General features: G+C 39.6%; 11 protein-coding genes and 1 pseudogene. 6 read left to right on the top strand and 6 right to left on the bottom strand.

Translation table 11 applies throughout. The features are described 5' to 3' along the window. The coding region (locus ACYVRH_RS08770; RefSeq protein ID WP_461256540.1) for an IS1380 family transposase at positions 1 to 1116 on the top strand (1116 nt) is incomplete at its 5' end. 30 nt (positions 1117 to 1146) lie between these two features. Here the strand turns inward: ACYVRH_RS08770 and ACYVRH_RS08775 are convergent. The 5 genes from ACYVRH_RS08775 to ACYVRH_RS08795 form a co-directional block, all read right to left on the bottom strand. Beyond that, a complete protein-coding gene (locus ACYVRH_RS08775) occupies positions 1147 to 3249 on the bottom strand; it encodes a DNA methyltransferase (protein ID WP_461256541.1) in 2103 nt (700 codons plus the stop codon). Positions 3250 to 3321: 72 nt separating this feature from the next. Continuing rightward, positions 3322 to 3696 carry a hypothetical protein gene (locus ACYVRH_RS08780; RefSeq protein WP_461256542.1) on the bottom strand — a complete coding sequence of 125 codons (375 nt, stop codon included), beginning with the start codon at positions 3694 to 3696 and terminating at the stop codon, positions 3322 to 3324. Positions 3697 to 3811: 115 nt separating this feature from the next. After that, complete coding sequence (locus ACYVRH_RS08785; RefSeq protein WP_461256543.1) at positions 3812 to 4855, bottom strand: hypothetical protein; 1044 nt, start codon at positions 4853 to 4855, stop codon at positions 3812 to 3814. Between the two features lie 19 nt (positions 4856 to 4874). Continuing rightward, complete coding sequence (locus ACYVRH_RS08790) at positions 4875 to 5435, bottom strand: hypothetical protein (protein ID WP_461256544.1); 561 nt, start codon at positions 5433 to 5435, stop codon at positions 4875 to 4877. Next, positions 5410 to 5646, bottom strand: a complete 237-nt coding sequence (locus ACYVRH_RS08795) for a hypothetical protein (protein ID WP_461256545.1) — start codon at positions 5644 to 5646, stop codon at positions 5410 to 5412. Before ACYVRH_RS08795 ends, ACYVRH_RS08790 begins: the two co-directional genes overlap by 26 nt. Positions 5647 to 5825: 179 nt before the next feature. Between ACYVRH_RS08795 and ACYVRH_RS08800 the strand changes: the two genes are divergently transcribed. The 4 genes and pseudogenes from ACYVRH_RS08800 (at position 5826) to ACYVRH_RS08815 (ending at position 11409) form a co-directional block, all read left to right on the top strand. Then, complete coding sequence (locus ACYVRH_RS08800) at positions 5826 to 7214, top strand: DNA primase family protein (RefSeq protein WP_461256546.1); 1389 nt, start codon at positions 5826 to 5828, stop codon at positions 7212 to 7214. A gap of 2435 nt (positions 7215 to 9649) precedes the next feature. After that, positions 9650 to 9832: a hypothetical protein gene (locus ACYVRH_RS08805; protein WP_461256547.1), complete on the top strand. Its 183-nt coding sequence runs from the start codon at positions 9650 to 9652 to the stop codon at positions 9830 to 9832. Between the two features lie 191 nt (positions 9833 to 10023). Continuing rightward, positions 10024 to 10200, top strand: a pseudogene (locus tag ACYVRH_RS08810) (leucine-rich repeat protein); the annotation flags it as partial. 66 nt (positions 10201 to 10266) lie between these two features. Next, positions 10267 to 11409 carry a leucine-rich repeat domain-containing protein gene (locus ACYVRH_RS08815; protein ID WP_461256548.1) on the top strand — a complete coding sequence of 381 codons (1143 nt, stop codon included), beginning with the start codon at positions 10267 to 10269 and terminating at the stop codon, positions 11407 to 11409. 129 nt (positions 11410 to 11538) lie between these two features. Here ACYVRH_RS08815 and ACYVRH_RS08820 read toward each other — a convergent pair whose 3' ends face one another. Beyond that, positions 11539 to 11826 (bottom strand): addiction module antidote protein, encoded by a 288-nt coding sequence (locus ACYVRH_RS08820; protein ID WP_461256549.1) that lies wholly within the window; start codon positions 11824 to 11826, stop codon positions 11539 to 11541. Between the two features lie 213 nt (positions 11827 to 12039). On the opposite strand from ACYVRH_RS08820, the gene ACYVRH_RS08825 reads away from it, so the two are divergent. After that, a partial coding sequence (locus tag ACYVRH_RS08825; protein WP_461256550.1) for a hypothetical protein occupies positions 12040 to 12324 on the top strand: 285 nt, incomplete at its 3' end.

Raw genomic sequence — 12324 nt, forward strand, 5'->3', positions numbered from 1 at the left:
TTCAGCGATTCATTTGGCGTTGACTTCAAATACTCGCCTGAAACCGTAAGGCTATATCTTGAACGGCTTGCCGATGAGGACAGGCTCGGAATTATCAGGCAATTGCGCGGGACAACGCTCACTCTGATTGAAGAAGCGGAACTGACAGGAATCTGCGTTGGCAAGAAAACGTACATTCCCGTAGATGTCGACAGTTCCCCGATGGACAACTCAAAAACGAAAAAGGAAGGGGTGGGGTTCACGTATAAAAAGTTTGAGGGATACCATCCGATGTTTGCCTACATTGGGAAAGAAGGGTACATGATAGACAATGAACTGCGCCCGGGTTCCCAACACTGCCAGGAGGGAACGCCTGAGTTTTTAAGGCTGCTATTAGAAAGGCTGCCGGACAAGATAAGCGGGCTGCCGCTGTTATTTCGTTTAGACAGCGGAAATGACAGTGTAGATACCATAAAAGCGCTGTTTAGCGACACACCGGCAAAAAACCGTTTTATGATACTGAAACGAAACATCCGAAGAGAAAGCGTCGAAGGCTGGCTTGAGTACGCGCAAGCGCAGGGCAACGGGGAACAAGCGAGAGAGGGCAAGACCGTTTGGAAAGGGCGCGCGTATGACATTCGCCCGGAGGGATGTAATAACATCCATTGCGTATATGAGATAACCGAACGAACTATAGATAAAAACGGGAATCCGCTGCTTATTCATGACATAGAGGTAAATACCTGGTGGACCAATCTGCCGTATAAAGCGGAAACCGTTATAGAACTATATCACGATCATGGGACCAGCGAGCAGTATCACAGCGAGCTGAAACACGACATGGATATTGAACGGCTGCCGTCGGGGAAATTCAATGCGAACGAACTGTATTTGATGATAGCGATGAACGCGTTTAATGTATTGCGGTTCATAGGGCAAAGTGCGAAGAAAATAAAAACAGCGTTGCCGGTTAAAAGTCGGAGCCAGAGGATGCGGCTTGGCAAGGTAATACAGAATATTATTGGTATTGCCATAAAATATGTCAGACACGCCGGAAAGAAAATCATAAAAATCTGGGAAGATAATCCTTGGCATCATTTATATTTTCAACTTGATGCCGCCTTTCAATGCTTGTAATTCTCTAATCCGTTAAAATATAGAGAATTTTCATACGGATTCAGGATATTCATAAGCAGAGATAAACTGTTTCATATATTTTTCTGCACCTGGTTCTTCTTGTAGGAATTTGTCTCTTTCCTCTTTTGAAAATAATAATTCACCACCATCAGCGGGCATATTACCAAAATTCATATTTGGTACATTACATATAGGTTTTGTACGACTTTTTATAAATATATCTTCTCCCTCAACAAGGTATGAATTTATTTGTTTTACGGTTGTTTCTACTGGTTCACTGGTTACAGTTGCGTAATGATAAATATTTTTTAAGTTTCTGTCAAAAAGAGAAAAACCTACTATTACGCAAAATACTGCTGCTTTACCTTTAGCCTCATTGTACCATTTAAAGGTTTGATGAGCAAAGTTGATTTTAATGTTATATTTGTTAATCAATTCAGGCCATAAAATTGGCACTTGTAAACCTTGACAAATACTATTTGTTGAAACAAAAGCACATTCGATTTTAGTGTCCTGTATATATTCGGCGGCTTTTCTATACCAACAGGTAACGTAATCAAGTTCACCGAAATTTTTCATATTATTAAATATTTTTTTCACTTCCTCTTTTTGATGTTCTTTCATTATACGAGAACCTAAAAACGGCGGATTTCCTAAAATGTAGGATAGTTCATCTTTAGGTACAACAGTTTCCCAATCTGTTGATAACGCATTACCAATTACTATTGTTGGCGAAGCTGTTAATGGAATACGAGGGTTATATTTTCCAAACCTTTCCGACACTTTATTGTTCATCAGATGATCCATGAGCCATAATGCGGTTTGGGCGATACGGGCGGGGAATTCCTCTATTTCTATCCCGAAAAACTGGTCTACATTTACCCTTACCATGAGTTCAATGTCAAAAACTTGTTGAGTTTGTAAATATTCATATAACACCTCTATTTCAAGTAACCGAAGTTCACGATAACTGACAACAAGGAAATTACCGCAACCGCAAGCAGGATCAAAGAATTTTAATTGACGAAGTTTGGTATGAAATTCCAAAAGTCTATGTTCTTGAATGGATGATTTTAATTTCCTTATTTTTTCAAATTCTTCCCATAGACTGTCAAGAAAAAGCGGTTTTATTATTTTTAATATATTAGTTTCGCTTGTGTAATGTTCGCCTAATTCACGGCGGCTTTCTTTATCTTTTACGCTTTGAAACATAGCGCCGAAAATTTCGGGCTTTATCTTTGACCAATCAAGTGTACAGCATTTTAGTAATGTCTTTCGCATTGACGAATTAAAGGCTGCGGTTTCCAGTCTTTCTTCAAAAAGACCGCCATTTACATAAGGAAATTTATCTAATGTTTCATCAATGTTTTTTAAGCGATTATCTTCATGTTTATTTAGAATATCAAATATCTGTCCTAGATGAATGGCTAAATCACTTCCGTCTTCATTTGTTCTTTCTTTTATGTATCTATAAAATAATTTTTTTTCTTTAAAAATACCAGAGTCATCGGCAAATAAGCAGAAAAGCAGGCGGACAAGGTACATTTCAAGTTGATGTCCTGTATACTGGCTTTCTTTGAGAGCGTCGTGTAGTTCGCCCATATGTTCGGCGGCTTCAATATCAACGGGGCTTACCGCCTGAAACTTTACGTCTTTATACCCCGCAAGATAACCAAATAATTCTACTTTATCAGGCAATTCAGCCAAAGAAAAATGTTCAACTTCATTATCCTTTTCAAGGTTATAGTAATCAAAATTACAAAAATCAGAGATAAGTATTCCTTCGGGTAGTTCGGCAGGGGGCAGATTAACAGCATATTCTTTTGCCTGTTGATAGGCTTTTAACATATCCTTTCCGGGGGTTTTCATTTCTATCATAAAACGGCCTTTCCAGAAAAGGTCGATATAACCCCTGCGGCCCCCTGTAGTATTGCCGAATAAATCATCTTGTCCACCTATTATTACTCTATGTTCAAAGTTGGCGACTTGCCTTCTTGAAACACCGAAAATGTTAAGAAAGTCAGTTTGAAAATCCTGCGCATCCGCCTCTTCTCTTGCTTTTGGGGCTTTGTCTTTCCATTCGTTTACAAAGTTAGAGGCTCTTAATCTGATTTCGTTCCAAGATAGGGGCATAATAAGGTATTATAGCCTATTTTGAATAATTGTGGTATACGGGCAGTAGAAAGTACCATATTTTTTACTTTATTACGGTTCCGGCAAAAATTCATCTATTGGAGCGTTTTTCGACCAGTCTATATCCTTAAAATAATCGATATAGTACCAACAATCGTCTTCTTCTTTAATTTCATGTAATGGTTTTTCGAATTTTCCATAGTCCTTAATTAAGCCATTTTCGATTTCTTCAAATGTCAAATCATCACATTCCTGGGCATATTTGGATGATTCCGACATATTATCGGGAAGGTATATTGCCCTGTTTCCTCCAAAGCCTGTAATAATCTGGTAAAAATATTTTCTCCACTCGTCTCTATGAAGTTTTTCAATCCAGTGAAACCAATAATTATATCTGTATGGAGGATCCCAAAAGTAAATTTTATGTTCGTCAAATTCAAGTTCCAACTTATGAGGACCATAAAACGCAATATATTTATCCTCCGTCCAGCGGTAATCTTCTTCCTCTAATTTTATTATACAAAATCATGTACAAAATGACAGCCTGGCTGTATTTGTATTTTTATACTTCTTTATGTTTTGTTGAATCCTTTAGACTTATTATTTCAAGTCTTTTATTTCCATCTCCCCTATCTCTAATAATAAAAATCACTGCGTTTTTTATATCTTTTTTACTTTTGGACGAATAACTTAATTTGAAATTATTGAATTCTAATGGGCGTGTTATTTCATTATTTGTTTTACTGCTCAATATATCTTTTAATAAATTATCATCACAATATTCTGATAATAGCAAATTAGTTGAAATTATTGGAAATGCTAGTTTCATATCGTCACCTATTGGTGAATTTAGAATACCATATAATTCAAGATACAATTCATTTCTATTGTTACCTAGTTTATCAACCAATATAGAACAATAAGGTTTTTCTTCATTACTGTTTTCATCAATTTGCAAAGGACAAAGATGTAATAATAATAAAATGCAAAATATAATTTTATTACTCATTTTTTTGAATTCATTTTCATTAAATGATATGTCATTATTCTTTAAGGTTTTAATAATATCGTCAATAATAATGTTTTGATCTAATATTTCTTTCTGAATGCCAATTTGTTTTAAACTATAAACAATAACATTGTGCAGTTTGGGAAAAGCATTATTCATAAAAAAAACAGCATTTGTTTTTTCATCTTCAATAATATGTTTTTTTATTTCTTTTTTTATTTTATGTAGAGTAAGGTTGAATTTTCTTTCCAATTCCATTCTGTCAATTTTATTTAATTTATTATAAATAATATCTAAAATATATTTTGGGAATGGTTTATATAAATCAAACTTTTTATTGTTTATTTGATATTCCCAAATAAATTTTACTTCCTGACTATAGGAAATTATATAATCTACAAACTTTCCTTGTTTTCTCCCTTCTTTATGATGCGCTATAAAATGGGCTAATTCTCTAAATATAGAATTATTATCAGAATATTCTCTCAATTCTATAAGCAATTCTCGAATGTTTAAATCATTAAAATCTCCAGAAATTATCATATTAGTAAGTCTGGTTATTACACTTTTACTGTATCCTTCGGGTAAGTTTTTCATGTAATTATTTTATTATTGATCATTTTTCATTTAATAACGCCTTCTTCTGCAATTCCAAATACGCCGTTTGCGCTGTAGACATATTGACAAGCCTCTGCTTGAGTAATGATTTTTCTATAGGGTCTAATCCGGGAGTTTTAAGTATATTTTGTATACGGGCTTTGTGTCCGCTACAGGCAATGTGGAAGGAGTCCTTCGGAAAGCCTTTTACACGGTATTTTGGATCGTGGGGGTGGGTTTGTTCTGCACCTTGATAAAGAATACTATCCTCAACTGTTTTAAGGGCAAGAAAAGCGTCATCGAAAAAACGGATGGCTCTGGTTAAGCTGCTTATGCTTTCTTTGTCTGATTTGTCGCAAAATTCAAGTTCCTGAGTTAGGAAGGTATACTCGGCTAGGATAATGGTTTGGGGGGCAGCGGTCGTTTGAGCTTCTTGAAATGCGGACAGGGCTTGGGCTATGCCTTTCTCGTAAGAAAAACGTCCTTCTTCAGCCTTTCCTCTTGTGGCAAAACCTTTGCGACCAAAATCAATACTTATAGCCGCATCGGATATATTAAGAGTTAAGCCAATCTGGTCCAAATTCAGCCTCTACTTCCGATAAATCCCAACCTCCAATTCTTATTATATCCGCCCCTACTTTTTCTTTGAGTACCTTTGCTAAATAAGGGGGAATGGGCAGTTTTTTCATTAGGTTTCTATGCCCTTCCTTATCTCCGGCTTCCCATAATAAACAGGCTTTGTTCGATATGGCTAGTTTTTCATCTAAAGTCATTGTTTGCGCTTGCGGCATATTCGTCTCCTTCGGAGTCGTTTCTCCTTATTCTTATTTTACTTGCTTTTGAAAGGATAAGGCAAGGGGAAAATTGCACGTTTTACCTAATTACTTTCTATCACACGGCTATTATCCTGTACCCAATAATTTGAAAACTAAAGTGTTTTCAAAAAAATTAAACCTATGCGGAGGCTCTTATGAGAGAAGAAATCGGGGACGAGAGTGTTTTTTTGCGGGTTAGCGAATTCAAAAAAGGCTTAATTCAGTTTACGGATAGCACTAACGCAATGCGGCTTGTTAAAGAAAATGGGCGGGATATCCGGTATAACGCCGCATGGAAGAAGTGGGTAGTGTGGAACGGCAAGTATTGGGAAATGGACGAGGGCGGTTGTATGATTCACGAGAAAGGTCTTGAAATGGTTCGTAATATTTATGACGAACTTTTAAAGACTGCCGATTATAGGGAGCGTATCGACATTGAAAAAGCGGCGATGATGAGCGAGAGCGTAAGAAGGCGAAAGGCTTTTGTCGAGGCGGCGACTTGGATTTCGGCTTTGAGAATTAGAACCGATGAGTTGGACGTTAATCCGTGGCTTTTGAATGTTAAGAACGGTACGATTGATATTTTAAGCGGCGAATTTAGGGAGCATAGGCAAGAGGACTTAATTACAAAGATAGCCAATGTGGAATATGACCCGAAAGCGGATTGTCCAAAATGGAAACAATTTGTCAGGGAGGTTATGGATTATAAAACTGATTTGATTAAGTTTGTCCAAACTGCCGTGGGGTGGTCTATGTCGGGAGATATTTCTGAACAAACGATGTTTATTTTGTATGGTACTGGCGCAAATGGCAAGTCTACTTTTCTAAATACTATTATGTATTTGTTAGGTGATTATTCCATTGCTACGCCTACGGAAACTTTTATGAAAAAATCAGGTGATAATTATTCTAATGATGTGGCTCGTCTGCGTGGTACTCGATTTGTTTCAACTACGGAAGTTGAGCAAGGGAGGCGGCTTTCTGAACCTTTGATTAAAAAGATAACCGGAAATGATGAAATGACGGCTCGTTTTTTGTATGGGGAGTTTTTTAATTTTGCGCCTACTTTCAAGATTTTCATGGCGACTAACCATAAGCCTGTGATTAAAGGTACTGATCATGGTATATGGCGAAGGATTAAACTAATTCCGTTCACTACCAGAATTCCTGAAGATAAACAGGATAAATTTCTTGAAATGAAATTAAGGGAAGAAGCAAGCGGTATTCTTAACTGGCTTTTGGAAGGGGCTGCGAATTGGAATAAGAATAAGTTGAAAGCGCCAAAGGCTGTGCTGTTTGCAACAGACGAGTATCGTGGAGAAATGGATGTTATTGGAAATTTTATTAGGGAAAGATGTACTCAGGAAAAAGAAAATATTATTTCTATTAAAAAGTTATATAAGGCATACTCTGATTGGTGCGAAGAAAAAAATGAACACCCTGTAAGCGAAAGATTTTTTACCCTGCGGCTTAAAGAGAATGGTTTCCAACAGGGAAGGACTGCAACAGAACGGTTTTGGACAGGTATAGGATTGATAAACTAAAAAATTAGCTACAGGATTTTGTAGGAGACATGAAGATAATTCTCTGGTTTTAATACTCATTTAAACCTTACGGGTGCGGGAAAAATATTTATAAATAGGGACGCTGTTATTTGTTTGTAACATTGTTTTTAAGTACCTCGCTATGACCGCGGCGCGGACGGCGGGATAAATCCCGCCTCATTTATTCATCTTGTTAAGCTGTTCGGCGCCGGAACGTTTGGATTTTGTTCATCTACAGCCTGCGGCTGCGATTGTTGGTTCCCCCGTGCGCCCCTTTAATTGGGTAAACAAACAGGCGATAAATCAACGTTTTTTGACAGAAAAAGAATTTTCTAATAACAAAAAATGGCAATTTTGGGGACGCACGCTCCCCCCGATGAAAAAAAACCGCTTGGAATTGTCAAGTATGACAAGTAAATACTGGTGTTGTCATGGGTTTTTCTTTTTTCTTCCATAGTACTTTAATCATTTATTTTATGACATATAATAATTAAAAAAAAGAAAAAGTAATAATATTAGTATATATAGGGAACTTTCCGAATTTGTGAATTTGTCTTGTCAACTGTCAAGAGGGAGTACAACTCTTACGCTTCTTTATTTATCAATCGAGAGTGGACTGTTTCGACCATTGCCCCCTGCGGAAAAACCGCCTTTTTAAAAGTTTTAACTTTCAATAATTCCTTATGGCGGTTTTTTTGCTAGGGGGTTACAGCGATTTTATTTATCAAGGTGGAAATTCAATAGGGAGTAAAACTCTCACACTTTTATTATCAAGAGCGATTTGTTTCGACCATTGCCCCCTGCGGAAAAACCGCCTTTTTAAAAGTTTTTAATTATCAATAATTCCTTATGGCGGTTTTTTCGTTTGGGGGTTACAGCGATTTTATGTTTTAAGTACGGTTTTGGGAAGGGTGTTTTATCTACGAGCCGTGTGGCGTACTACTCTTCGCTTGTTGTTACACGAAATGCCGGGCGGGCAAACTACGCATTTCTGCGGCGGAACGTAGGGTTTTGGTATATTCGAAAAATGCCAACAGGCAAGGCGGCAGAATGGCGCGTTATGTACCGAAGGGGATAGTTGGGGCTTAAACAGGGAGTAAATATAGCAACTGAAAATAAATGTACTGCAAGCGGTGATGTTTTTATTTTGCGTTAGCCCAACTATACATAACGTCACATTCTGTTGCCTTGCCCAATTATCGCCCAATTGCATATAACCGTGCAGAGGTATACGACGTTTGACCACATAAGCCTTACAATAAATTTTTATTTAGAATAAAATTGCTTATGTGGGCAAATGTGGGTGAGGGCAATTTGGGAGTAATTTTTTATTTTGTTAATTTCTGCCCGAACCCCGAGCCGAAGGCGAAGCGTATACCGACGGTTATGTGCAGTTGGGCTTTAGCGGATAATGCTTACACTTACAATAATGCCAAAACCCGTAGTGTAGCCGCCGAATTACGCTGTGCCTGATGAGGTCGAGACGTGGGCGGGTGGACTACGACTTGCCCACACGGGTTTTATAATGCGTGTTATGCGGCATTTTGCGAAGGGCGGGTTGCCGGGGTTTTTTGTGCCTTTTATTTATTTTATTTTTGCCTATAATTTTAGACAAAAAAGTATGGCGTTTTATTTTGTTATTATGTTAAAACACGGTCGGCGGTACGCCGTTGTTTAATGCCCTTTTGGAATTATTTTAGAAAAAAAAGCGTGAGGATTAGCTTTTTTTTTCATGCCCATGCCCAACACGATGTTGGGCATGGGTGCGAAGTTTGCCTGTTTGGATTATGCCGTGTTTTCATTTTTATTAAATTTTACAGTTTGCCCTTGCCATACTTTTTTGTCCCTTTTTATCCATGTTTTTTGAATATCATATCGAATGTCCGCACAAAAAAGGGCGGTCTCTACCGAAAAAATTGCGGAGTGGAGCGCAGCGGAACGGAGCAATTTTATCCTTTAGGCTTTAAGGGGGTGGCGACTCTGGAGCGGGGATAATGTGGCGTATTTGAACTAATGCTATTGGGAGGGAATAAGTACTGAGGATGAATTTTTACTTTTCACAAATTTATGGGTTCGGGCGGTTGCCGTATTGCTCTTAGCCCGGTGTGCGCGTAGAGAGGGAAATATTTATTATGTTTGTTGTTCTGTAATTGGGAGCGCAACAAAAAGGGAAGGTGTTTTTTTGTTTGTTTTAATCTTATGGGCAGTTCAACACTACGAAGCCAATACTGAATTATTACCCCCCGCCCCGCGCGCGGGTGGGTGGGTCTAATCTCGCTTTGCTCTCGGACTGCGCTGCGATGGGTAGGGCGCGCGGGGCGGGGGGTATTGGCGAATGATATTAACAAATCGGGTGTTCTTCCTTTCGTTTTAAATTAGGGCGCAGCCCTGCCGCCGCAGGCGGTCCCCTTTTTGGGGAAAACTTGCTAAGCGTTATGCGACATTCAAGAAAAAAGCAAAAAACGGCATTGGAAGGGGTTTTATTGGGTGTAAAGGGTAAATGTGATACGGTAATGGGGATTAACGCTGCTTTGTGGGCTTTTATGGGAGTTATAAAGGGTATTCTGAATGGGGTCTGCGGTAATAATTATTCAGGTTTGTTAAATGCGGTAATGTAAAATGCGCTTATGTTACACCAGATATGACATCATATTTGTTGAATAACGGAGGGTAATTATGAGTAATTAAAAATAATTATGAGGAAAGCAGTTGACGTAATTCGTTATCTGATATAGACTTATGAGTAATAAAGCGTACTTGTGAGTAAGCGTTAGAAAACTGTAACACTGTACCTAACAGCGTTACCAGCATTGGGAGTCAGGCTTTTCAAAATTGCACCAATCTTACCAGCATAACTTTCGCGCCAACCAGCAAAGTTGACAGCATTGGGTTTCAGGCTTTTGCCTATTGCTCCAGCCTTGCCAGCATAACCATTCCCAACAGCGTTACCAGCATTGGGGAGAGTTATAACCCCAATATCTTTCAAGCTTGTACCAGCCTTACCGCAATAACGGTCGAGGTTGGTAATACAACATACATCTCAGAGGACGGCGTGTTGTACAACAAAAATAAAACTACGTTAGTTTCGTATCCGGCAGGAAAAGCAGGAACCGCGTTTGCCATACCCGGCAGCGTTACCAGCATCGGGGGTTACGCTTTTTACAGCTGCACCGGACTTAACAGCATAACTATACCAAACAGCGTTGCCAGCATCGGGAGTTACGCTTTTTACTACTGCGCCAGCCTTACCAACGTCACAATGCCTGTCAATGTCGGTTTTACCACCATTAAGGAATACACTTTTGGCTCTTGCTCCAGCCTTGCCGACATAACTATACCTAACAGCGTTACCAGCATTGAAGAGTACGCTTTTTACAACTGCACCGACCTTACTAGCGTTACCGTACCAAACAACGTTGAAAGAATTGGGAAAAATGCGTTTAGTGGCTGCATCGGACTGACAAGTATCACCATACCGTTTGTCGGCGAAAGCAGGACGGCTACATATGATAACGCCTTGTTCGGGTACATATTCGGCACGTCAGGACTTCAAGGCGTGACAGAAACAGTACAAATCTCTTCTTCTGGTAGTTTAGTCGCCAGATACTATATCCCGACAAAGTTACAAACCGTAACAATTACAGACGCGATATCGTTAAACTACGGCGCGTTCTACAACTGCTCTAACCTTACCAGTATAACCATATCTGCCAACAATGTTACCAGCATTGGTAACAGAGCTTTTTACGGTTGCTCCAAACTTGTCAGCATAACCATACCATTTGTGGGCAATACGTTGGACGGCGGAACCTCATATACCTATTTTGGCTATATATTCGGCGCGACCAGTACCTCCGCTAATCCTATTGATGTGCCGACGTCGCTTAGAACCGTCATTATAACCGGCGGCACAAGTATCGCTGGCTTTGCTTTTACCGGATGCACCAGCATTGTAAACGTAACCATACCCGCCGGCGTTACCAGCATTGGGGATAGCATTTTTAACGGTTGCACCGGACTTACCAGCGTAACATTTGAAGGGCAGATTCCTTCGAGCGGGGTTAATGCTAGCGCTTTCAGCATCAACGGCGACTTGCGGGCAAAGTTTTACGCAACGGATCCAGTCAACGGTACGCCGGGTACGTACATAAGGTCGGGGACAGCCGGAACATCAGCGGTGTGGACGATACAGTAGCGATGGGGAAAGTGGTTAGTGGATAGTGGGTAGAGAGCGAGGTTTGCAAGCGAAGCGTGGGAGTATCAGGCGCGGCTTACGAACAATGATGCTAAATACTATCCACTAAATACTAATCGCTAAAAGCAATCAGGAGGCGTGTTTTAATTCTATGTTGAGTTTGAAGCCTAAATTATTAAGTGTTTTTACCACTGTTCCAAAAGCGGGATTACTGCCGGGAGCAAGGGATTTATACAAACCTTCGCGCGATACCCCCAACTCGTTGGCAACCTGTGCCATACCTTTTGATCTGGCAAGAGCATTGAGGACGCTCAATAGAAAATCTATATCATTTTCCTCAAGGGCAACCGCAAGATGGGCGATTATATCTTCTTTTGTTTCCATGAATTCCGCCATGTCCCATTTACTCGTTTTCATCGTCTTCTTCCTCCTCTTCACGGGCAAGCCTGTCTATCCGTCTGTCTATATGGGCTTTAGCAATAACATCTTTGAGTTTTTTCATCCACTTTCTAAAAACACTCGTTTTGCGTATAGGCATTATTTATTTGTAATATATAGATTACATCTTGTCAAGATTAAAAGAGGTAAATATTGCATAAAACCCAAAAATTATCAATATAGGAGTGATCAATGAAAATTTTTCTACTTTGCTTTTTACTGGCAGCCCTACCAAGTTTTCTTTCCGCACAAACCGCCGAAAGAATCGAGCGGCTGTTGGAGCAGAAACAGGTGAGCTATCGGGACGCCGCTCTGCTTGTGTTGGAAGCGGCGGGACAGTTGGACAACGCAAAACAAACAAGCGCCGATGACGCTTTCAGTTTGGCTGTCGAGCGAGGGGGGCTACCCAAGGACACGGCTTCAGGCGATTCGGCACGGCTCGATAACGTATCCCTGCTGTTAATGCGTTCTTTCAAC

It is taken from the genome of Treponema sp. R80B11-R83G3 (assembly GCF_054786115.1).